Genomic DNA, 21375 nt, shown 5'->3' on the forward strand with positions numbered 1-21375 from the left:
GCGGTGGTGGTGGCGGCAACGGGGGTGGCAATGGAGGCAGTGGCCATGGCGGTAGCGGCAGCGGTGGCAACGGTGGCAATGCCTCGGGCCACAGCAGCGGCGATCACGGTGGTGACCATGCCGGCAACAGCGGCCCCGGCAGCGCCAACTCGGGTCGTGGCAACAACCACGCAGAGCGGGGCGACGACCGCGGTGCTCATCACGCAGGCGCAGAGCCGGGCGACGACCACGGTGTTCATGTAGGCGGTGAACCGGGCGACGACCGTGGTGTTCATGCAGCTGGTGAACCGGGCGACGATCGTGGTGTTCATGCAGCTGGTGAACCGGGCGACGATCGCGGTGTTCATGCCGGCGGCGAGCCGGGCGACGATAACAGCGGCGTCTGAAGGAAGCTGACTGCCTCATACAAAACCCCAGGGACTGGTTTTGTATGAGGCAGGCTTGCTGCTAGGGAATGACAGGACGCCTACGCATATGGGAATTTTTCCCGCACCGCTATACTGGGTTTATCTGTCAAGGAATGCGCTGAATGCAACCGCCCAGCCTGCCTGTTTCCCTGCTAAAAGCCCTCAAGCATGTCATGCGCCCCCTGGTGCGCCTGATGCTCCGTAAAGGCGTCACCTATTCCGTGTTCGCCGACCTGCTCAAGGAGGTCTTCGTCGAGGTGGCGGACCGTGAATTTCGCCTTGACGACAAAGCCCCGAGCGACAGTCGCGTCAGCCTGCTTACCGGCGTTCACCGCAAGGATGTGCGGCGCTTGCGCCATACCGACGACACGAATTTCAACGCGCTTCCCGAAAACATCACCTTCGGTGCCCAACTGGTCAATGCCTGGACCAACAGCATGCCCTTCTGCACCGGTGCCGGCCAGCCGCTGCCCCTGCCGCGCCTGGCCAGTGTCGGCGGCGACTGCTCCTTTGACGCCCTGGTCGCGAAGGTCAGTACGGACATTCGCGCGCGGGTGGTGCTGGACGAATGGTTGCGCCTTGGCGTCGTCCGGGTCGACGAGCAAGACCAGGTCCACCTTGAAGTCCAGGCCTTCGTGCCGCAGAAGGGCTTCGATGAGAAAGCCGCATACCTGGGGCACAACCTGCACGATCACGGCTGCGCTGCGGTGCATAACCTGAGCGGGGAAGGCGTGCCCTTTTTTGAGCGCAGCGTCCACTACGACGCATTGGCCCCGATCAGCGTCGAGGTGTTGCGCGAAGCTGTCGCCAACGAAGGTATGCAGGCCCTGTTCAGTTTCAACCGGCTTGCTGCTGAACTCGAAAGTCATGACCTGCAAAGTCTCGAACCCCGTCAACGCATCACGATCGGCCTTTACTTCTACACTGAGCCCACCGACCCCAACTCGTCGACGGGGCCCTGACCATGACCGTCAATCTGCGCCTCTTTCGTGGGATCACCCTCGCCCTGGGCCTTGCGCTGGGCCTCGTGCTTCCCGTGCAGGTCCTGGCGGCTCCCGTGTGCGTCAGCCGCAATGAAGTGGGCATGGCCGGCGCACCGGCCCTGCAGGCTCCGGGCGGCATCGGTGGCACCGGTAAGGCGGCCGGCGGCGTGGGGGGGACTGGAATTCAAAGCGAAACGGGTGGCGTCGGCGGCACTGGCGCGCCCACCCAGCAACGTCCAGGTGGCATGGGCGGCACGGGTATCTACAGCGAGAATGGCGGGATCGGCGGCACCGGTGCGCCCATCAAGCAGCTTCCGGGCGGCATGGGTGGCACCGGTATCGTCGGCACGATCACCGGGTTCGCTTCGATCTGTCTCAACGGCGTCGAAGTGCACTTTGCCCAGAATGTACCGGTCAGCGAAAACGGCGCGGCCGCCACTAGCGCCCGCCTTGCGATAGGCCAGGTCGTCGCAGTGGAGGCGTTCAACTCTCGGCGAGGGCTGGAGGCGCGGAACATCTCGATCCTGCACGTCTTTGAAGGACCTTTGACCGAGCTTGGGCGCGCTTCGGCGCCACTGCGGGTCATGGGGCAACCGGTGCGCCTGGCCCTGGGCGCGCGGGTCGCTGAGGGGCTGCGTCCGGGCGAGCCGGTACGGGTCAGCGGGTTGCGCAATGCATTTGGCGAGGTTGTGGCCAGCCGTATCGACCGCGCGCCCGGTCTGACGACGGCCAGTGCCATCGGCTCGATTGATCGCGACGGCAGTCTCCAGGGGCTCAAGCTGAGTAATCGCCCAGCGCCCGCGCAAGAAGTGCTGGTGCGCGGCCAATGGTCCGGTCGCGAGCTGCACGTCGCCCAGAGCCGTCCTGACCCGAGCCTGCCTTTCGCGGGCCGGGTGCGCGAGGCTGTGATCGAAGGCCTGGTGCAGGAACGGCATGGCCGGCAGTTGGTGGTTGCCGGCTTCAAGGTGACGCTGGATCACGACACGGTGCTTGTCGGGGATCAACCCGTCGGGCTGTCGTTGGATCGACGCGTGCGGGTGAATGGTGTGTTCAGCGGGGCGCGCGAAGTACGGGCAACGCGCATCGAGTACCCCCGCGAACAAGTGGATACGCCCGGCAGGAATAATTCCGGGCGAGGCAGCGCCGCTGAAGGCGACACTGAGCAGAGGCGGCAGGAGTCGGGCGACGACAATAGCGGCCACAGGGAAGCCGATGACGGCTTGCGCAGCGAATCCGGCCACGGGAGCGACGACAGCCGCGAAGGTTCCGGGAAACTGGAAAGCGTGGAGCAGAACGAAGCAACAGAGCGCGTCGAGAAGGTGGACAACTCAGGCAAGAATGAGAAGGTCGAGAAAGTAGAGAAGGTCGACAATTCCGGCAAGAGCGAAAAGGTCGAGAGAGTAGAAAGGGTCGAGAAGGTTGAGAAGGTCGAGAAGGTAGAAAAGGTCGAACGTCCGGAGAAGGTCGAGAAAGTCGAACGCCCTGAGAAGGTCGAGAAGGTCGAACGTCCAGAGAAGGTCGAGAAAGTCGAGCGTCCAGAGAAAGTCGAAAAGGTCGAAAAGGTCGAACGTCCTGAAAAGGTCGAGAAGGTTGAACACCCGGAAACGGTCGAAAAGGTGGAGCGCCCGGATCGTTCTGGAAAGGGGAGTTAAGCAGTGCGCTCATGATGCGCTATTGTCATAAGCAGCCAGGCTGGCTTGATAACATCACGCTCGCGCCATGCTAAAAACGTTTTGTGAACTTCGATGACTGGATACACCGAGGTGAACATGGATTTCAGGCGCACCCTGATTGCCAGCCTGCTCGCCAGCCTGACCTTTCCGGTCCTGGCCGATACCTTCAGCACTTCGATCGGCGCCGACTACTCGGAAGGTGACTACGGTACCGGCACAAGATCCGAAATCTGGTACGTCCCGCTGGTCGGCAAATACGAAACCGGGCCCATGACTTACAGGCTCACCGTGCCCTGGCTGCGCATCACCAACCCTTCGGTCGGCCCTGATGGCGCACCGTTGCCGGGCGGATGCGGCAAAGTGGAAAGCGGTCTGGGCGATACCATCGCCAGCGCCGACTATGCCGTGCTCGACGGTAGCCAGAGCAGCGTGCTGGTGGATCTGATTGGCAAGGTCAAGTTCCCCACCGCCGACGAAGACAAGTGCCTGGGCACCGGAAAAACCGACTACTCCGTCCAGGTCGACCTCGCCAAGGCCTTTGGCCCGGTAACCGGGTTCGCCACCCTGGGCTGGCGCAAGTTCGGCGATCCGTCCGACTCCAACTTCGACGACCCGATATTTGCCAGCCTTGGCTTCGCGCTACCCGTAGCGGCACTCACCACAGTGGGCGCCTCCTACGACTGGCGGCAGAAAGTCGTCTCGACGGGTGACCAGATCAAGGAGCTCACTCTCTTCGTCACCCGGAAACTCAACCATGAATGGAAGGTCCAGTTTTATGTGGTGAAGGGTTTTTCCGACGCCAGCCCGGATGGGGAGGGTGGTCTGGTGCTCAGTCACACGTTCTGATATTAAAAGGAAGCGGCCACCCGATGAGTCAGGCTCAAAGCCCGACAGCCCAGACCAGTGCCGCCTGGCCAATCGACTTTCCCTCGGCATCGTTGACGCACCACAACTCCCCCCGTTCGATGCGAAAGAACGAGCCATCCTTTCTGACGCGCACGCCTGTGTATCCGCTGGCGTATCCCTTTTGTGCAACGGCGGCCAGGACTGCAGCGCGTTCGGCCCAGGCGTCGACATTGGCGCTCAGTCGCGAGTGGAGGCCAATAAATTCCTCCTCGGAATAGCCGAAGGCGCGCCGGGCGGCTGCGTTGACGTAGGTAAAACGTGGATCAGCCTGGGTGTCGTGCGCGAGCAAGGCGAAGGGGGCGTGTTCGTCGATCCATTTCAAGCGTTCGGCTTCGTCGCCCGAGAAAAGGTCGTGGGCCAGTCGATAGCCGTGGTAGCGGTAGAAAGCGTCGTCGATGTATTGGAGAAGCTGTTGCTTGTTGTCTGAATCAGTCATCCATTAACCCTCAATATTTTTGGTTCGCGTCGATTCGGCATCATCCTCGTTCCCGCGCTCTGCGTGGGAATGCCGTGCCAGACGCTCCAGCGTCGAACCGCCGGGCGTGACGCGGAGCGTCGCTGGAGGCATTCCCACGCAGAGCGTGGGAACGAGAATCCGGTTTGGTCGGCATCTTTTGCATACACTCCCGATCTCTGCTAGAAGTCCATAGCATCAAAATATTACCAAGCACTCCGCACCGTCTCTCAGCCAAAAAAACAATAAAAGGCGAGGCCATGCTCCGCAAAACACCCCAGCACCCCAACGCGCTTTCCCCCCAGGCCTGGGCCGCTTTCATGCCCACGCCGGCACAACTCTCCAGCGAAGACAGCGGGTGGGCATCGATCACCGCCCGCCGTCACCAGCACCCACCCAGCGGTTACATCCAGCCACCACCACTGGCTGCGCATTTTATCGTGATCCACCTCGATACCCCTGGCGATCTCGGTGTAAAGCTCAACGGCCAGTGGCTGCGCGGGCACAGCCAGCCGGGGCAGATTTCGATCATGTCGGCCAACCAGGAAAACGCCTGGGAGTGGACCTCGGCCATCGATTCCCTGCACGTCTGCCTCGACCCGCAGGTGCTCAAACGCATCGCGCGGGATATCGACATGGCGGGTTTCGAACTGGTGGACGGGATTGGCCTGGAGAACAAGGCGATCTACAACATCGGCCTGGGGCTGCTGGATGAATTGCGCGGGGAGAAGCTGGGCTCGCGGGCGTATGTCGAGGCGCTGACCCAGACGTTTTGCCTGGAGTTGTTGCGCAGCCATTGCAATCTTCACCCCGACGAGCCGGATGAACGTCTGGCGCTGTCACCGCACAAGCTCAAGGCCGCGCTGGATTTCGTCGAGGGCCATCTGGCGCAGAACATATCGGTGGAGGATATCGCGGCGGCGGCCAGGACCAGTCACTTCCATTTCGCCCATACCTTTCGCCAGGCCATGGGCGTTTCGCCGTACCACTATCTGCTGCAACGACGCATCGAGCGGGCCAAGGTGCTGTTGCGGGAAACCGACGCGCCAATCAGTGAAGTGGCGCTGGCCACCGGCTTTTCCAGCCAGAGCCACTTCACGGCCTGTTTCCATCGCACCAGCCAGGAAACGCCGAAGCGTTTCCGTGAGCGCAGCGACGCTTAGCGGTAGTCGCCTTTGCCTGCCGGTATCACCCAGAGCCGGGTGACGATGCAGTACACCAGTGCGGCAATCAACACCGAAGGCAGGGATGCCGTGGTGAAGGCATAGGGGCCGTGGCTTTCATAGGTCAGCGGGTCGAGCAGGCCGACGTAGGTGGCGCAGCCGGCAACCATGGCCAGCAGTGCCGCCGGGTTGTAGCCGGCCCAGAAGCGGTACGGGCTGTTCGCGCTGTTGTCGAACAGCGCACGTACGCCGACGCGGCGTTGGCGCAGGAGGTAGTAGTCGGCGATCTGGATCCCGCACAGAGGCGCGAAGCCCACGCCAATGAAGGCCAGGAAGGTGCCGAAGTGGGCGAAGAACAGTTCCGGGATGAACAGGCCGACAGCGGCCACCGGCAGGATGGTGATCAGCAGCAGGGCCGGCCAGGACAGGTTCTCCAGGGCCTTGAAGTGGCGCAGGCCGATGGCTGACGCGTAGACCCCGGCCACGGCGGTACCCAGGTTGGCGGCCGCGACAAACAGCAGGGCGATGATGCCGTAGGCCGGCCCGCCGATGGTGCGTAGCCACTCCGATGGGTCGGAAACCTGCAGCACCAGGACCCCGGCGATACCGATCAGGCTCAGTGCCGGCACCGGCGCGGACATGCCCAGCATGATCGGCAGGGCAGCGGTGCGGCCCTTGGGCGCCATGCGCACCATGGCGCCGATGTAGGGCCACCAGGACAGCAGCGAGGCGATGCCGATTTCCACGCCTGTGGTGTAGTTCCACAGCTTGTCTGGCGATGCAGCCGCCGGCGTGGCGGTGGCGAGTTCGTCCCAGCGCTGGCTGACGATGATGTAGAGCACCCAGAAGCCGACCAGTACATGGACGACGAGAATCCGCGCGACCTTGTCGACCCCGCTCGACCCCTTCAACAGGAAGCAGAACACCAGCGAGCAGGCCAGCAGGATGGTCAGCGGCACCAGCAGGGCGCTGTTGCCGTCGGCGATCCAGCCGAGCGCCAGGAGCAGTTGCGTGGTCGACTTGGCGAAGAAGATCAGCAGCAGCGAGTTCCAGCCCACGATCGAGATGAACTGCATGGCACTGACCAGGATCCAGCCGCGATTGCCGAACTGCGGCTTGGCTGAAGCGATGGAGTCGACGCCGTAGCGCATGCACACTGGCACCACGGCCAGGGCCACCAGCAGCATGCCGATCATGCAACCGGCGCTCAGCGAGATGGCCCCTTGGGTGAAGGGCAGGTAGGCGCCGACATAGCCGCCGATCAGGTAGCACCAGGTCGCGGCAGCGGCGGTGGCCAGGGAGATACCGAGTTTCCAGCTACCCCAGGTGCGCTCGTGGCGCAGCAGGGGCAGGGCGCTTTTGTCGGCTTCGATGCTGCTGTCGCTGCCGGCACCTGCGGTGGCATCGCTCAGCGTAGAAAGTGGCTCGTTCATAGATTCCACCCCGCTACCAGGGCAACGATGGGCAGGAAAACGCCGAGCAGGAGCAGCCAGAACCAGCTCATGCCGTCGAAGTCCTCGCCTTGCTCGGCCGGGTTCTCCAGCAGTCGCAGACGTCTTTCCAGTTCGCCAGTTTGTTGTTGCATTTGTTTGGCCCTCACCAGATGTCTATTGCCCCCGCAGCCCTGAAGAGGGCAGCGGGGGTGTTTCGTTATAACGCCATTCAACGTTGTCCGGGAAACGCATCTTCATCGCGGAACGGGAACCACCAGAAGTCCTGTGGCGAAGCGGCCGGGTCCATCATCACGAACTTGCTGTGACGGAAGTTATCCAGCCCCTCGGCACCCAGTTGCCGGCCCATGCCCGACTGCTTGCGCCCGCCGAACGGCCCCGCATCGTTGTCCAGCAATGGCGCGTTGACCCACACCATGCCCGCTTCCAGTTCGTGGCTGGCGCGCATGCTTTCTTCCAGGTTGGTGGTGTAGATGGTCGAACCCAATCCATAACGGGAGTCGTTGGACAGCGCAAGGGCTTCGTCGAGGTTGGCCACCTTGCAGATCGGCGCCACCGGCCCGAAGCTTTCATCCTGCATGATCTCCATGCCGGGTGCCACGCCGGTCAGGACCGTGGCTTCGGCGAACCAGCCCTTGTCCAGGCCACGGGGTCGGCCGCCGCCGGCACCGACGCGAGCGCCTTGCTCGATGGCCCGCTGCAGGATCCGCTCGTAGCGTTCGCGCTGAGCCCTGGAGGCCAGCGGCCCCATGTCGACCTTGTCCAGGCCATTTCCGACCCGAATCAGCCGGGTATGGTGGACCAGGCGCTCGACGAATGCATCGTAAACCGCTTCATGCACGTAGAAGCGCTCCGAGGAGGCGCACACCTGGCCGCAGTTGAGGAAGGCGCCGAAGGCCGCACCGCGCGCGGCGATATCGATGGGCGCCGAAGGCATGACGATGAACGGGTCGTTGCCCGAGGTTTCGATCAGGGTGCGCTTGTACTGCCCGGCGCATTCGCGGGCAATGCTGCGCCCGGTCTCGATCCCGCCGGTAAAGGCAACCATGTGCGTGTCGGCGTGGCGCACCAGTTGCTGGCCCACGTCGGCACCGCCGGTCAGCACCTGCACCAGGCCTTCACCCAGTTCGGCGAAGGCCTGGACGAATTGCAGGGTGGTCAGCGAGGTCAGCTCCGACGGCTTGATGATCACCGCATTGCCGGCCACCAGGGCGGCGGCGGCTTGCCAGCAGAGCAGGCACAGCGGGTAGTTGAAGGGCAGAATCAGCACCACCACGCCCAGCGGTTCCTTCAGCGAGAAGTTGAACTGGCCATCGACCACGGGGCCCGCGACCCGGCCGATTTCATGCCGGCCCAGTTCCGCGTAGTAATCCACGGCGGTGGCCGACCAGGAGACTTCGTCGAAGGATTCCTTGTAGGTCTTGCCGATTTCACGGGTGAGCATTTCTGCATACAGCGGGCGCAACGTACGGATTTTCCCGGCCACTTCATGCATGGCTTCGGCCCGGTGCAGGCCGTTGACCCGGTTCCAGCGCTTCTGCGCCTGATTGGCGACGGCGACCGCACGGTCCACTTCTTCGCGGCTGGCTTCACTGAGCTGGCCGATGCACTGCTCGGTAGCCGGGTCGAGCACATCGTATCTGGCGTTGTTGGCGCCGACCTGCAATTGACCATTGATCCAGTGATGACCGCTGAGTTGGGCAAATTGTTCGAGAGCATTCATGGCTGGTGCAGTTCCTTCAGTCGATGGAATGGCGCATCCGGCAGGCGCGGATGCACAAGAGGCAAACCAAGGTTATGCCGCAGCGGGTTCTGGGCTCTTTCAGGTTCCTGCTGGTTTTTATGCAATCTTGCGAATTGTTTTGCCAGCGTGATGGGAGGGCGCCAGAAATGGATCCAAAAAAATAGATCCTTCACGTTAATTTGGCGTCTTTATGTGGCAGCGAAACGGTAAAAATGAGTGGCTGATCTGCCAATTTTCGATTTGAGGCCGAGGTGCCGGGCGCAAGTCCATGTATGATCCGCGCCCGTTTGTGTACAGGGTCCTGGATACCATGCGAGTACCACGTGTCACTACCTACATTCGCAAGGGATCGCGACCGGAATTATTGATTTGGAGTGGCTGCCTGGCGCTGATCGTGCTGGTCGCCGGTCTGGGTAATTGGACCCTGTGGCGCGATTTTCAGGATCGGCAAAGCACGGCGAGCATGCGCACCCGGATCCTGGCAGCCGCCGTCGCCGGATACACGACAACGGCCCTGCAACAACGGCGTCTGAGCATGGATGTGTTGGCTCGGCATTTGTCTGCTTTGCCCTGGCCGTTGGATGATGGCCAAACCCGCGAGGAACTGGAGCGGTTTGTCGATGCGGACCCGCAAAGAAATCCGCTGTTGGTGATCGCCGCGGGCCAGCGCTGGTCGTTGCCCGACCTTCCCGGGGGAGAACTCGAGCGACTGCCGGTGCAGCGTGTTGGCCCTTCGATCTGGTTCGCTGACCGTTTGCAGCTCAATGGCAAATCCTGGCTGCCCGTATTTCGTCGCTATCGTCATCCAGACGGCGAGTGGTTCACCGTCGGCGCCCTGGTGCCGCTGGAGGCGGTTCAGGGTTTTATCGAAAGCCTCGGCTTGCCATCGAATCTACCCATTACCCTATTGGACTTTCAGGGCCGCATCTATGTGCAGCGCGGGCCGGTGCCCCAGCAGGCGCTCGCGCCGGATGACGACGGTTTGCTGCGTCTGGAGGGAGAGGGTGTGCGGGGCACGTTGCTCGCCCGCAAGTCGGTGCCCGACTACCCGCTGCAAGTGGTGGTCGCCCGTTGGCCGGACGAGTACCTGGCGTCCTGGTATCAGCAAAAGCGCCTGACCTTGATCGCCGTCCTCGTCTCGATTCTGGTAATCCTGGGCCTGGCTGCAGGGATGGCATCGTCCTGGCGGCTCCTGGCTCGCAGCGAGCGACGCTATCGTCAGTTGTTCCAATCGATCAACGACGGGGTTCTGCTGGTCGGCCGATCAGGCGTGCTGGAGGCCAACGCGCGTGCAGCCGAGTTGTTCGGCGTCAGTTCCGGCGCCTGCCTTGAAAAACAGAAGCTGCTTGATCTCTGTATGCCCTACCAGGCAGACAACAGGCCGGCGCGCCATTGGCTTGCGCAGTTGCAAGTGGAGGTGGAGCGAGGTTCCGAACTGTTCACCACTCTGAAGTTCAAGCGTCTGGATTCGTCCGGCGAGTTCGAGTGCGAGGTGCATCTATCGCCGATCCGGTTGGGTCGCACCGTCTATCTGCTGGTGTGCATGCATGATATCTCGGCCCGGCGCAAAGCCGAGGACGAGCTTCAGGTGTCGCGGCAGAAACTGCTGGAGGCACAACTCATTGCGGGGCTGGGCGTGTGGTCCTGGGAGGCGGGTGCCGGGCATGTCATCTGGACGGATGGCTGCGCGCGCATTTTCGGCATGCCGGCCGATGTCAGTGAATTCTCGCTCAACGACTTTATCGAGAGCATCGTGGTCGAGGAGCGCGCAGACGCCATCGAGGCCTTCCAGCAGGCATTGCGCGGAGAGCGCCTGGACATCGAGCTGCATATCAGGCGGCCCGATGGCGACCTGCGCAATGTGCAGTTTTGCGGGGTACTGCGCCAGCATGACGGCAACCCGCAGTTGTTGGGGGCGATGCACGATGTCACGGCGCAGAAACGCGTGGAGCGCCGCTTGAGCGAGCGCGAGCGGCATTCCCGCGAGCTGGTCGAGATGCTGCCCGAAGGGCTGCTGATCCATCGCAACAAGAAAGTGATTTTCGCCAACGCCGCGGCCGCCAAACTCTTCGCGGCAGAGTCGGCGTCGCAGCTGGTCGGCCTGGATATTTTCGACCTGATCGATGCCAGCTCCACCGAGCAGGCGAAGTCCGAGATCGAATTGATCCTCGGCCCGGATTACACCCCGGTGTTTCTACCGCGTCGCTATCGTCGCCTGGACGGCACCTGTTTCGATGTTGAAATGGCCGCTCAACGGTTGTTCATCAATGGCCAGGTGTGCGCGCAGGTGGTGATCCGCGATGTCACCGAGCAGCGTTTGCTGCAGCATGACCTGGAAGCGGCCAACGACCGCTTGCAGCGGCTGTCCCGGCAAATCATCGAAGTGCAGGAGCGCGAGCGCCACCACCTCGCCCGTGAGTTGCATGATGATGTGGGGCAATTGCTGACCTTCATCAAGATCAGCGCCGCCGGGGTGCAGCGCCATCTTGACGGCGAGCAGGAGCAGCGCCAGGCGGCGTTGGTGAGGATTGCCGACGAAGCACTGAGCAAAGTGCGGGACCTTTCGCGTATGTTACGTCCGGCACAGCTCGATGGCCTGGGCCTGGTGGCGGCCATGCGCTGGCAGGTGGAAAACTTCCTGCCGCAGTTGCCCGATGGCGTCAGTTGCCGGCTGTATCTCGCCGAGCTGGAACCGCGTCCGGACCCTTGCCTGGAAATTTCCCTGTTCCGGATATTCCAGGAGGCCTTGAGCAATGTGCTCAAGCACGCCAATGCCAGCCTGGTCGAGGTGCATCTTGAGCGGCGTGATGGCAAGGTTGAACTGAGTATCCGTGACAATGGGCAGGGTTTTGACGCCACGGCAGCGTTGCAGAGCGGCAAGGGCATGGGATTGATGGGCATGGCCGAACGGGCCAGGCTCGCAGGAGGTGAGTTCAGGCTGAACTCAAGCCAGGGTAGCGGTACGCAGATAGGGGTAGGCATCCCGGAACACAATAATAGCGAGATGGGGTGATGGGCGTGAGCAGTCGAATCGTACTGGTGGACGATCACACGCTGGTGCGTGCGGGAATCCGGGTATTGCTGGAAGAGTGGGGGTATTCAGTGGTGGCCGAAGGCTGCGATGGCGATGACGTCGAGCGTCTGATCAAGCAGCACCGGCCGGACGTCCTGCTCATGGATATCAGCATGCAGCGCTTGTCGGGTCTCGAGGCACTCAAGCAATTGCGCGTCAACTGGCCGGCATTGCCGGTGATCGTGCTGTCCATGCATGACACCCGCGATTTCGTCGTCAAGGCCATGCAGGAAGGGGCTTCGGCCTACCTGCTCAAGGACGCCGCCGAGGTCGAGCTGCGCCTGGCGCTCGAGGCCGTGCTCCATGGCCACCGCTACTTGAGCCCGAAGGTTTCCGGGCGAGTCATCGAAGCCCTGAACACCCCGGGCGGCCCGGCCGAAGAGGCCACCCTCACGGCCCGTCAGCGTGAAGTGCTCTACTGGCTGGCCAAGGGCAAGACCAACAAGGAGGTGGCCTACCAGCTCGACCTCAGCGTCAAGACGGTCGATGCCCACCGTGCGCAACTGATGGCGCGCCTGAACATTCGCGATCTTGCCGGCCTTGTGGTGTACGCCATCCGCCAGGGCATCCTGGCGCTCGATGAGTAGATCTACGAGTCGGGCCATCGCGTGCCCGGCTCTCGCCTTGTTGCCGAACGAGATCGGCAAAGCTTTATAGGTAGTTTTACCTAGTCGTCCCCCGTAATTGGCTCGTAGTCGACCGCGCCCCAACCCCTCTAGACTGAACGACGGTGACGTGGCCCTGTGCCATCACTCTGGGTTTTCCTGTCCGTGCCGTTCGTGCATGCAGGGGTTCGCGCTAAAAAAAGAGTCATGGGGTACCTTGATGAAACCGAATCCGACGCGCGACCAGGCGCATAACCCCTGGGTGTTGGCAGCGGGTTTGCTGGTGACATCACTGATCTGCCTGGCCGTGGCGCCGGCGTGGTGGCAGGCCGGGCTTGCGGCCATCGGGCAAGGCCTGTTGCTGTGGTGGTATTGGCAGCGGCCCATCAACGCAAAGGTGGAACCGATCACCTCCCTGGCCGACGAAGACTGCTCGGCCGAACTGCGGACCTTGCGCACCTTGCTGTCGAGCATACTGCCGCTCTGGGAGAAACAGGTCGAGCTGGCCCGTACCCAGACTGAAGATGCCGCCGGCGGCCTGACCGAAAAGTTCGTTGCCATGAGCCGCCAGGTCGGCGAAACCATCTCCCTGAGTGCCGATGGCGACAGCCATGACAGCGTCTTCGAAGTCATGCGTGGCGCCCAGGTGGAGTTGCCCAAGGCGGTCAGCGCACTGGATGAAACCCGTGCCGAACGGGAGCACTTCCTGAGCGAAATTCACGAGCTTGGCCACTTCGTCGACGAGCTGTTCAGCATGGCCGAGGACGTCGCCAAGATCGCTTCGCAAACCAATCTGCTGGCCCTCAATGCAGCCATCGAAGCGGCCCGCGCCGGTGAGTCCGGGCGCGGCTTTTCGGTGGTGGCCGACGAGGTGCGCAAGCTCTCGACGATGTCCGGCGAGACCGGTGCACGCATCACCGAGAAAGTCCGGATCATGGGCGGCACCATGCGTGAGCTGGTCGCCCAGGCCAGCCGGGTCGCCGAAGTCGAACAAGGCAAGATTCGTGAAGCCGAAGGCATCGTCAACCAGGTGCTCGACGAGCTGGCCCATGGCATTTCCCAGCTGGAGCAGCGTATCGGCCTGCTGCAGGGCTCCAGTCGCGAAGTGGAGCACACGGTCAATCAGGTGCTGGTCGATCTGCAGTTCCAGGATCGAGTCAGCCAGATCGTCTCGCACACTGTCCTGGACATGCGCCGCCTGCAAGAGCGTCTGCATGACGTCACGCAACTGGAGAGCAAGGCCTGGCTGCAGAACCTGGAGTCCAGCTACACCACCCTTGAACAAACGCGCCTGCACAGCGGTGATTCGCGCCCTCAGGTTGAAGCGTCTTCGGTGACCTTTTTCTAATCCTCTCTCCCAGCTCGAAGTAAAGAGACAACTCCATGGCAAAAACAATTCTGATCGTCGACGACTCCAGCAGTTTTCGGCAAGTGGTGGGCATCGCGCTGAAGACCGCCGGCTACAGCGTGGTCGAGGCCTGTGATGGCAAGGATGCGCTGGGCAAGCTCGATGGTCGCAAGATCAACCTGATCGTTTCCGACGTGAACATGCCGGTCATGGACGGCATCACCTTCGTCAAGGCAGCCAAGCAGCTGCCGGCCTATCGCTTCACCCCGGTGATCATGCTGACCACCGAAGCCGGCGAGAGCAAGAAGAGCGAAGGCAAGGCCGCCGGCGTGCGTGCCTGGGTGGTCAAGCCGTTTCAGCCGCCGGTCCTGCTCGATGCTGTCTCCAAACTCATCCTGCCCTGAGGAACCTGCGCCATGGCGGTTATCGTTCAGCGTGAAGAAGATGCGAGTCACTGCCTAGGTATCACCGGCGAACTGAATATCTACAGTGCCGCCACGGTGCTACAGGAGTTGCTGCAGGCCCTGGAGGCCCACCGGCAACTGGAAATCGGCCTGGCCGGCGTCGATGACTTCGACACCGCCGGCGTTCAGCTGTTGCTGATGCTAAAACGCGAGGCCGCGCGCCAGGACAAGCCATTGACCTTCGTCCAGCATTCGGCGGCCGTGCGTGAAGTGCTCGATCTGCTCAATCTGGTCGCCGAGCTGGGCGACCCGATGGTGATACCGCTCGAAGACGGGGAATGCTTATCGTGAATCTGGACAGTGCACGCGGTGCGTTGGTGCAAGAAGGGCGCGAGTTGCTGGCGGCGATGGAGGAGGCGCTGCTGGCGATAGAAACCGAAGGCTATACCGAGGAGCGGGTCAACGCGATTTTCCGGGCGGCCCATACCATCAAGGGCTCGGCCGGGCTGTTCGGCCTGGAATCACTGGTCAATTTCACTCACGTGGCCGAGAGTCTGCTCGATCGGGTGCGTACCGGCGAGCTGTTCGTCGAAGGGGCCATGCTCTCGCTGCTGCTGACCTGCGGCGATTACATCGGCAGCCTGCTCAGCGCCGTGGAAATCGGTACCGAAGCCCAGGAGCCCGACGAGGCACTGCGTGCCTGGTTGCTGACGCAATTGCAGGAATACCTCGATGGCACCGCCAGCGATACTGCGCAGGAAGTAGCCCCCTTCGACGAGCCGTATGCCAGGGTCGATGTGCTGCAGGGCGAGCCCGTGAGCAGCGATCTCTGGCACCTGTCCTGGCGTTTGTCGCCCGAAGTGCTGCGCAACGGCATGGACCCCCTGTCGTTCCTGCGTTACCTCGGCAAGCTGGGACGCATCGTCTACCTGCATACCATCACCGATCGCTTGCCTGCGTTGGGTGATTTCGAAGCCGAGGCCTGCTACCTCGGTTTCGAGCTGGAGTTCGAGTCCAATGCCAGCCGGCAGGAAATCGAGAGTGTGTTCGAGTTCGTGCTCGAAGACTGCCTGCTGCGTATTTTACCGCCACACAGCCAGATCGAAGAATACCTGCGCCTGATCAGGGAGCTGCCCGAGTCACCGCAGCGCCTGGGCGAAATCCTGCTGCAGAGTGGCGCGCTCACCCCCAATGAACTGGACCAGGTGCTGACCCGCCAGCATGCCGAACCCCAGCCGGCACCACCGCTCGGGACGCTGTTGCTGGAAAGCCAGCTGGTGCCGCAACCGGTGGTGGCGGCGGCCTTGAGCAAGCAGAAGCAAGTGGAAGACAAGCGCAACCACGAGCAAGTGTTCATCAAGGTCGAGGTGGGCAAGCTCGACCAGTTGATCAACCTGGTCGGCGAACTGGTGATTGCCGGCGCGGCAACCAACCTGCATGCCCTGCGCCGCGACATGGACATGGTCGAGGAAGCGGCCCAGGCCATGTCGGTGTTGGTCGAAAGTATTCGCGATGCCTCATTGAGCTTGCGCATGGTGGCCATCGGCGAAGTATTCCAGCGCTTCCCGCGCGTCGTGCGGGACATTTCCAAAGAACTGGGCAAGGACATCCAGTTGCTGGTCACCGGCGCCGACACTGAATTGGACAAGTCCATGGTGGAGCGGCTCGCCGACCCCCTGATGCACATCGTGCGCAATGCCATGGACCATGGAATCGAAACGGCCGAGGAACGTCTGGCCAGCGGCAAGGTAGCCAGCGGTTCGCTGCGCCTGAATGCCTACCACGAGTCCGGCAGCATCGTCATCGAAGTCAGCGACGACGGCCGTGGCCTGGATCGTCAGCGCATCCTCGACAAGGCCTTGCAGCGTGGCCTGGTGCAACCCGATCAGTCACTCAGCGATGCCGAAGTGTATCGCCTGATCTTCGAGCCCGGTTTTTCCACCGCCGAGCAGGTCACCAACCTTTCCGGTCGGGGCGTGGGCATGGACGTGGTGCGCCGCAACATCGAACTGCTGCGCGGTGAAGTGGAAGTCCTCAGTGAATTCGGCCGGGGCGCCACGGTGCGCATCCGCCTGCCGCTCACCCTGGCGATCATCGACGGCTTTCAGGTGATGGTGGGCGACGAGCATTTCGTGCTGCCGCTGGAACAGGTGATCGAATGCGTCGATCTGCCGCCCCAGGAAGGCCGGCACCACTTGATCAACCTGCGTGGCGAGCCCTTGCCGTTTCTGCGCCTGCGCGAACTGTTCAACATCGGTGGGCGTGCTTCGGGACGCGAAAGCCTGGTGGTATTGCAGCACGGCAACAGCCGGGCAGGGGTGGTGGTGGATCAGTTGGTGGGTGAGTTTCAGGCGGTGATCAAGCCCCTGGGCATGTTGTTTCAGAAAAGTCGAGGTTTGAGTGGCTCGACCATCCTCGGGGATGGCCGGGTGGCCCTGATCCTGGATGTCGCGAACCTGCTCCAGCGTGCCAGTGCGTTATCGGTCGGAACACCGGTGCGTGTGAGTGCCGGTGGGGCCTGACAGTGATCGTAGTCAATTGAATTCAATTTGGGTCATCGGAGAAACGTTATGCAGTGGTTCATGAATCTGAAGCTGGGGACGAAACTGATCGCGACCTTTCTGGCGGTGGCGCTGGTGGCATTGGCCATAGGGCTTGCCGCTGTGGTCAATATCGACAAGGTCAACCGCATGATGACCAGCATGTATGCCGACCGGCTGGTGCCCATTCGCGATCTGAACAAGATCGAGATCGAGGTGCTTCAGCACAGCCGGCGCAACTACGTTTCTTATGCGCTGAACGACCCTGCCCAGATCACCATCCAGCTTGCCGAAAACGAAGCATCGGTGCGTAAGATCGAGGAGCTGTTCAATGCCTATCGGCAGACCTCGCTGGTCGATGCCGAAAAGCGCCTGATCGAACAGTACGACCAGCAGATGCCGGCCTACCTGGCGTCGGCCAAGGCGGCCGGGGCTCTGATGCAGGCCGGGCAGATGCCCGAGGCATTGAACAACCTGCGCAATGAAACCAAGCCGCTGTTCGAAGCGTTGCTCAAGACGGTGACGGCCCTGGTCGAGGTCAACAGCACGACCGCCGAGCAGGTCAATACCGAGGCCGACCAGATCGTCGCGGGCATCAGTAACTTCATGATCACGCTGATGATCGGCGGCTTTATCCTGGCCCTTGCCCTGGGCTTGTTCATCACGCGCATGATCGTACGCCAGGTGGGTGGCGAGCCGGCAACGGCGATGGACGCACTGCAGCGCGTGGCGGCTGGTGACTTGACGGTCGACGTGCAACTGCGCCAGGGCGACACCACCAGCATGCTCTACAGCCTGCAACTGATGGTGGGCCGCCTGCGCGGAATCATGAGTGATGTGCGCATGACCGCCGACTCGCTGGCCTCGGCCTCCGAGCAGGTTGCCGCTTCTTCCGAAGCACTGAGCCAGAATGCCTCCGAGCAGGCGGCCAACGTCGAGGAGACCAGCGCCTCGGTCGAGCAGATCGCCGCCACCGTGGCGCAGAACACCGAGAACGCCAAGGTCACCGACAGCATGGCCAGCCAGTCGGCCAAGGATGCGGTCGAAGGTGGCGAAGCCGTGGGCCAGATGGTCAATGCCATGCGCCAGATCGCCCAGAAGATCAGCATCATCGACGACATCGCCTACCAGACCAACCTGCTGGCGCTCAACGCTGCCATCGAAGCGGCCCGGGCCGGCGACCATGGCAAGGGCTTCGCCGTGGTGGCTGCCGAAGTGCGCAAGCTGGCCGAGCGCAGCCAGGTGGCCGCGCAGGAGATCGGCGGCGTGGCGACCGACAGCGTCACCCTGGCCGAACGCGCCGGTACGTTGCTCGATCAGATGGTGCCTTCGATTCGCAAGACCGCCGACCTGGTTCAGGAAATCACCTGTGCCTCCCGTGAGCAGAACACCGGCCTTGAGCAAATCAACCTGGCGGTGGGTCAGTTGGCGCAGACCACCCAGGTCAACGCTTCGGCCTCCGAAGAGTTGTCGTCGACCTCCGAAGAAATGAGCACCCAGGCCGTGCAGCTGCAGGAGATGATTCAGTTCTTCCGCATTGGCGATGAAGCCTTGCAATCGCCGGCGCGTGCGATGCCCGCCATGCGCAAGCCGAAGAAAACCCAGGTCATTGCCATGAAACGTCCACCGCACGAGGAGGTTGTTGACGAAGCGGCCTTCACTCGGTTCTAGGAGGTCTGCCCATGTCTTCACTCGCCATACACCATCAGGGTCGGGCGCTCGCCATTGCCGAAGCGCCACTGACTCAGCAGTTCCTGACGTTGACGCTGGGGCAGGAGTTGTATGCCCTGCCGATCGAGCATATCCGCGAGATCATCGAGTTCGGTGGCTTGACGGAAATCCCGATGATGCCGGAGTTCCTGCGCGGCGTGATCAACCTGCGCGGTGCGGTGGTGCCGGTGGTCGATCTGTCGGTGCGGTTCGGCCGGCAGCGCACGGCCATAGGCCGACGCACCTGCATCGTGATTGTCGAGGTCGAGCAGGAAGGTGCGGCACAGATGCTTGGCATCATCGTCGATGCGGTCAACGAGGTGCTGGCGGTCGATGCCAATCAAGTGGAAACCAGGCCCGCCTTTGGCGCCCGTATTCGCGCGGATTTCATCGCCGGCATCCTCAATCAGAACGAACAATTCGTGATCGTGCTCGATATCCGCCAGGTACTGTCGGTCGAAGAAATCTGCGAGTTGGTCGGGATGGCCTCGCTCGAAAAATAAGGAAGGTTCATGGCACAAGAGAGTGCGGCAACGACGTTGAACTCGAGCATCAGTGACCAGGAGTTCGGGTTGTTCCAACGGTTGTTCCACGAGCAGATCGGCCTGCAACTGACCCCGGTGAAAAAGCCGCTGTTGTGCGGGCGGCTGGCCAAGCGCTTGACGGCGCTTGGGCTGGGCAGCTATCGGGACTATTACAATCTGCTGGTTTCGAAAAGCGGGGCCGAAGAAAGAGAAACGGCGATCGACTTGATCACCACCCATGAAACCTACTTCTTTCGCGAGCCCAAGCATTTCGAATTGCTGCAGTCGAAGATTATCCCCAGCCTGTATGCCAATGACGAACTGCGGGTCTGGAGTGCCGCCAGCTCCACCGGTGAAGAAGCCTATACCCTGGCCATGGTCCTGGACAGTTTTCGCTCGCCCAGGCCCTGGTCGATCACCGCCACTGATATCAGCCGCCAGGTATTGATCAATGCGCGGCGCGGGCTGTACCCGATGACCCGTGGCGAACGCATCCCCGAGCACTATCTCAAGCGTTACTGTCTGCGCGGCAACGGACGCTATGCCGGCTATTTCATGGTGGAGTCGGCATTGCGCGAGCGTGTCGAGTTTCTGCCCGGCAACCTTACGCAACCCTGCAGTGACCTGGGTCTGTTCGATGTGATTCTGCTGCGCAATGTGCTGATCTACTTCGACCCGCCCACCAAGCTGTTGGTGTTGCGCAATGTATTGGAACGACTCAAGCCGGGCGGCTGGCTGATGGTCGGTCATTCGGAGTCCCTGCATGACACCCGCCTGCCCCTGGAGTTGGTAATGCCCTCGGTTTATCGCAAGGCTGCTGAATGAGTCAGAAAGTTTTTATCCGGCCCGGTGGCTGGTTTTTCGGCACCGGCCAGATGCAGGTCGAAACCGTCCTGGGTTCCTGCGTCACCATCACGCTCTGGCATCCCGAAGAAAGGCTCGGCGGCCTGTGTCATTTCATGCTGCCGACGCGGTTGCGCGACGCGGAGCAATCGCTCGACGGGCGTTATGGCGAAGAAGCGGTGCTCTGGCTCAAACAGCAAGCGCGGGCCTATGGGCTGGATATCCGCGATTGCCAGGCAAAGTTGTTCGGCGGGGCGCAGGCCTTGGTCGGGACCAATGGTCATCATGGCGTGGGCTTGCGCAATATCCGCTTTGCCGAGGACTACCTGCGCGCTGAAGGGGTGGCGGTGGTCAGTTGCGATCTGGGTGGCCAGGGGCACCGCTATCTGCGCTTCGACCTTGCCACGGGCGATGTCTGGGTGCGCCATGGTGCGCCGTTGTCGCTGGTTGCCAGATGGCGGGAGAAGGCCGTATGAGCATCAAGGTAATGATCGTCGACGACTCGGCGGTGATGCGCCAGGTCATGCAGGAGCTGTTGAGCGGGTACAAGGATATCGACGTCATCGGCACGGCGATGGACCCTTTGCTGGCGCTGCAAAAGATGGACCGCAACTGGCCGGACGTGATCGTGCTGGATGTGGAGATGCCGCGCATGGATGGCATTACCTTCCTGCGCCAGATCATGGCCAGCCGGCCGACCCCGGTGGTGATTTGTTCGACGCTGACCGAAAAGGGCGCCGATATCACCCTCCAGGCCCTGGCAGCCGGTGCGGTCGAGGTCATTGCCAAGCCCACCGCCGGCCTGCGGGATTTCCTCCAGCAAAGCGCCCATGAACTGGTCAGCGCCATTCGCACGGCCGCCCAGTCGCGACCACGCCAGGGCCGGCAACCAGCCGGCGGTGAGCCGCAGCAACCGGGCAAACTCACCGCCGATGCCTTGCTCAAGGCGCCCAGCAGTCTGCACAACCAGCGCACGACGGAAAAGATCGTCGTGCTGGGAACCTCCACCGGCGGCACCCAGGCGTTGGAGACGGTGCTGCGCGAACTGGGCATCACCTGCCCGGGCATTGCCATCGTCCAGCACATGCCGGAGCGTTTCACCCGCAGTTTCGCCGAGCGGCTGAACACCCTCTGCACCATCGAAGTGCGCGAGGCTCGTGACGGCGACCGCATCCTGCCGGGGCTGGCGCTTATCGCGCCGGGCGGCCGGCACATGTTGATCAAGCGCAGCGGTGCGCAGTATTACGTCGAGGTCAAGGATGGGCCGTTGGTCAGTCGTCACCGACCTTCGGTGGATGTGCTGTTTCGTTCGGCCGCGATCCAGGCCGGGAGCAATGCCCTGGGCATGATCATGACCGGCATGGGCGATGACGGTGCCCGCGGCCTCAAGGAAATGTTCGATGCGAAGGCCCGCACCTATGCGCAGGATGAGGAAAGTTGTGTGGTGTTCGGTATGCCTAAAGAAGCCATCAAGCTGGGAGGTGCCGAGCAGATCATTGCGCTCGATGCCATTCCTGCCGTGCTCATGAGTTGGCGTTGAGAATGAG

Annotated in this window: 18 protein-coding genes and 2 pseudogenes; 16 read left to right on the forward strand and 4 right to left on the reverse strand. The window is 62.2% G+C overall.

The annotated features are described in order from the left end of the window. The 4 genes and pseudogenes from F2S13_RS29540 to F2S13_RS24635 all read left to right on the forward strand — a co-directional run. Nucleotides 1-386: pseudogene (locus tag F2S13_RS29540) on the forward strand (hypothetical protein); the annotation flags it as partial. Between the two features lie 143 nt (nt 387-529). After that, complete coding sequence (locus F2S13_RS24625) at nt 530-1369, forward strand: DUF6502 family protein (RefSeq protein ID WP_166365786.1); 840 nt, start codon at nt 530-532, stop codon at nt 1367-1369. Nucleotides 1370-1371: 2 nt separating this feature from the next. Then, nucleotides 1372-3042 (forward strand): DUF5666 domain-containing protein, encoded by a 1671-nt coding sequence (locus F2S13_RS24630; RefSeq protein WP_166365788.1) that lies wholly within the window; start codon nt 1372-1374, stop codon nt 3040-3042. A gap of 117 nt (nt 3043-3159) precedes the next feature. Further along, nucleotides 3160-3909, forward strand: coding sequence for a hypothetical protein (locus tag F2S13_RS24635; RefSeq protein WP_166365790.1), 750 nt, complete (start codon nt 3160-3162; stop codon nt 3907-3909). Between the two features lie 34 nt (nt 3910-3943). Here the strand turns inward: F2S13_RS24635 and F2S13_RS24640 are convergent, their stop codons facing one another. Next, on the reverse strand, nt 3944-4405 hold the full coding sequence (locus F2S13_RS24640) for an MEKHLA domain-containing protein (RefSeq protein WP_166365792.1): 462 nt from the start codon (nt 4403-4405) through the stop codon (nt 3944-3946). A 278-nt stretch (nt 4406-4683) separates the two neighbouring features. On the opposite strand from F2S13_RS24640, the gene F2S13_RS24645 reads away from it, so the two are divergent. Beyond that, nucleotides 4684-5586 (forward strand): helix-turn-helix transcriptional regulator, encoded by a 903-nt coding sequence (locus F2S13_RS24645; RefSeq protein WP_166365794.1) that lies wholly within the window; start codon nt 4684-4686, stop codon nt 5584-5586. On the opposite strand, the gene F2S13_RS24650 is transcribed toward F2S13_RS24645, so the two are convergent. The 3 genes from F2S13_RS24650 to F2S13_RS24660 form a co-directional block, all read right to left on the reverse strand. Further along, on the reverse strand, nt 5583-7019 hold the full coding sequence (locus F2S13_RS24650) for a purine-cytosine permease family protein (protein ID WP_166365796.1): 1437 nt from the start codon (nt 7017-7019) through the stop codon (nt 5583-5585). The two genes, F2S13_RS24645 and F2S13_RS24650, sit on opposite strands and share 4 nt — an antisense overlap. Further along, nucleotides 7016-7171: a hypothetical protein gene (locus tag F2S13_RS24655; RefSeq protein ID WP_166365798.1), complete on the reverse strand. Its 156-nt coding sequence runs from the start codon at nt 7169-7171 to the stop codon at nt 7016-7018. The genes F2S13_RS24650 and F2S13_RS24655 overlap by 4 nt, the downstream gene beginning before the upstream one ends. Nucleotides 7172-7248: 77 nt before the next feature. Beyond that, nucleotides 7249-8760, reverse strand: coding sequence for an aldehyde dehydrogenase family protein (locus F2S13_RS24660; protein WP_166365800.1), 1512 nt, complete (start codon nt 8758-8760; stop codon nt 7249-7251). Nucleotides 8761-9091: 331 nt separating this feature from the next. Between F2S13_RS24660 and F2S13_RS24665 the strand changes: the two genes are divergently transcribed. The 11 genes and pseudogenes from F2S13_RS24665 (at nt 9092) to F2S13_RS24715 (ending at nt 21368) form a co-directional block, all read left to right on the forward strand. Beyond that, nucleotides 9092-11794, forward strand: coding sequence for a PAS domain S-box protein (locus F2S13_RS24665; protein ID WP_166365802.1), 2703 nt, complete (start codon nt 9092-9094; stop codon nt 11792-11794). Further along, the gene (locus F2S13_RS24670) at nt 11794-12441 is read left to right on the forward strand and encodes a response regulator (RefSeq protein ID WP_218584085.1); all 648 of its coding nucleotides are present in this window, start codon (nt 11794-11796) and stop codon (nt 12439-12441) included. The genes F2S13_RS24665 and F2S13_RS24670 overlap by 1 nt, the downstream gene beginning before the upstream one ends. A 781-nt stretch (nt 12442-13222) precedes the next feature. Next, nucleotides 13223-13807, forward strand: a pseudogene (locus F2S13_RS29910) (methyl-accepting chemotaxis protein); the annotation flags it as partial. 35 nt (nt 13808-13842) lie between these two features. After that, the gene (locus F2S13_RS24680; RefSeq protein ID WP_166365806.1) at nt 13843-14211 is read left to right on the forward strand and encodes a response regulator; all 369 of its coding nucleotides are present in this window, start codon (nt 13843-13845) and stop codon (nt 14209-14211) included. Between the two features lie 12 nt (nt 14212-14223). After that, complete coding sequence (locus F2S13_RS24685; RefSeq protein ID WP_166365808.1) at nt 14224-14562, forward strand: STAS domain-containing protein; 339 nt, start codon at nt 14224-14226, stop codon at nt 14560-14562. Further along, the gene (locus F2S13_RS24690) at nt 14550-16733 is read left to right on the forward strand and encodes a chemotaxis protein CheA (protein ID WP_166365810.1); all 2184 of its coding nucleotides are present in this window, start codon (nt 14550-14552) and stop codon (nt 16731-16733) included. The genes F2S13_RS24685 and F2S13_RS24690 overlap by 13 nt, the downstream gene beginning before the upstream one ends. A 60-nt stretch (nt 16734-16793) precedes the next feature. Next, nucleotides 16794-18422 (forward strand): methyl-accepting chemotaxis protein, encoded by a 1629-nt coding sequence (locus F2S13_RS24695; protein ID WP_246237998.1) that lies wholly within the window; start codon nt 16794-16796, stop codon nt 18420-18422. Nucleotides 18423-18433: 11 nt separating this feature from the next. Then, a complete protein-coding gene (locus F2S13_RS24700) occupies nt 18434-18964 on the forward strand; it encodes a chemotaxis protein CheW (RefSeq protein ID WP_166365815.1) in 531 nt (176 codons plus the stop codon). 9 nt (nt 18965-18973) lie between these two features. Continuing rightward, complete coding sequence (locus tag F2S13_RS24705) at nt 18974-19810, forward strand: CheR family methyltransferase (protein WP_166365817.1); 837 nt, start codon at nt 18974-18976, stop codon at nt 19808-19810. Continuing rightward, entirely contained in the window at nt 19807-20304 is a 498-nt protein-coding gene (locus F2S13_RS24710) for a chemotaxis protein CheD (RefSeq protein ID WP_166365819.1), read from the forward strand. Before F2S13_RS24705 ends, F2S13_RS24710 begins: the two co-directional genes overlap by 4 nt. After that, nucleotides 20301-21368, forward strand: coding sequence for a protein-glutamate methylesterase/protein-glutamine glutaminase (locus F2S13_RS24715; protein WP_166365821.1), 1068 nt, complete (start codon nt 20301-20303; stop codon nt 21366-21368). Before F2S13_RS24710 ends, F2S13_RS24715 begins: the two co-directional genes overlap by 4 nt. The last annotated feature ends 7 nt before the right edge of the window (nt 21369-21375 follow it).

The organism is Pseudomonas akapageensis (assembly GCF_011355085.1).
Classification (GTDB): domain Bacteria; phylum Pseudomonadota; class Gammaproteobacteria; order Pseudomonadales; family Pseudomonadaceae; genus Aquipseudomonas; species Aquipseudomonas akapageensis.

Bases quoted from the DNA above. Each gene is read 5' to 3' on its own strand.
- F2S13_RS24625 (WP_166365786.1), top strand. From the start codon at position 530: ATGCAACCGCCCAGCCTGCCTGTTTCCCTGCTAAAAGCCCTCAAGCAT.
- F2S13_RS24630 (WP_166365788.1), top strand. From the start codon at position 1,372: ATGACCGTCAATCTGCGCCTCTTTCGTGGGATCACCCTCGCCCTGGGC.
- F2S13_RS24635 (WP_166365790.1), top strand. From the start codon at position 3,160: ATGGATTTCAGGCGCACCCTGATTGCCAGCCTGCTCGCCAGCCTGACC.
- F2S13_RS24640 (WP_166365792.1), bottom strand. From the start codon at position 4,405: ATGACTGATTCAGACAACAAGCAACAGCTTCTCCAATACATCGACGAC.
- F2S13_RS24645 (WP_166365794.1), top strand. From the start codon at position 4,684: ATGCTCCGCAAAACACCCCAGCACCCCAACGCGCTTTCCCCCCAGGCC.
- F2S13_RS24650 (WP_166365796.1), bottom strand. From the start codon at position 7,019: ATGAACGAGCCACTTTCTACGCTGAGCGATGCCACCGCAGGTGCCGGC.
- F2S13_RS24655 (WP_166365798.1), bottom strand. From the start codon at position 7,171: ATGCAACAACAAACTGGCGAACTGGAAAGACGTCTGCGACTGCTGGAG.
- F2S13_RS24660 (WP_166365800.1), bottom strand. From the start codon at position 8,760: ATGAATGCTCTCGAACAATTTGCCCAACTCAGCGGTCATCACTGGATC.
- F2S13_RS24665 (WP_166365802.1), top strand. From the start codon at position 9,092: ATGCGAGTACCACGTGTCACTACCTACATTCGCAAGGGATCGCGACCG.
- F2S13_RS24670 (WP_218584085.1), top strand. From the start codon at position 11,794: ATGGGCGTGAGCAGTCGAATCGTACTGGTGGACGATCACACGCTGGTG.
- F2S13_RS24680 (WP_166365806.1), top strand. From the start codon at position 13,843: ATGGCAAAAACAATTCTGATCGTCGACGACTCCAGCAGTTTTCGGCAA.
- F2S13_RS24685 (WP_166365808.1), top strand. From the start codon at position 14,224: ATGGCGGTTATCGTTCAGCGTGAAGAAGATGCGAGTCACTGCCTAGGT.
- F2S13_RS24690 (WP_166365810.1), top strand. From the start codon at position 14,550: ATGCTTATCGTGAATCTGGACAGTGCACGCGGTGCGTTGGTGCAAGAA.
- F2S13_RS24695 (WP_246237998.1), top strand. From the start codon at position 16,794: ATGAATCTGAAGCTGGGGACGAAACTGATCGCGACCTTTCTGGCGGTG.
- F2S13_RS24700 (WP_166365815.1), top strand. From the start codon at position 18,434: ATGTCTTCACTCGCCATACACCATCAGGGTCGGGCGCTCGCCATTGCC.
- F2S13_RS24705 (WP_166365817.1), top strand. From the start codon at position 18,974: ATGGCACAAGAGAGTGCGGCAACGACGTTGAACTCGAGCATCAGTGAC.
- F2S13_RS24710 (WP_166365819.1), top strand. From the start codon at position 19,807: ATGAGTCAGAAAGTTTTTATCCGGCCCGGTGGCTGGTTTTTCGGCACC.
- F2S13_RS24715 (WP_166365821.1), top strand. From the start codon at position 20,301: ATGAGCATCAAGGTAATGATCGTCGACGACTCGGCGGTGATGCGCCAG.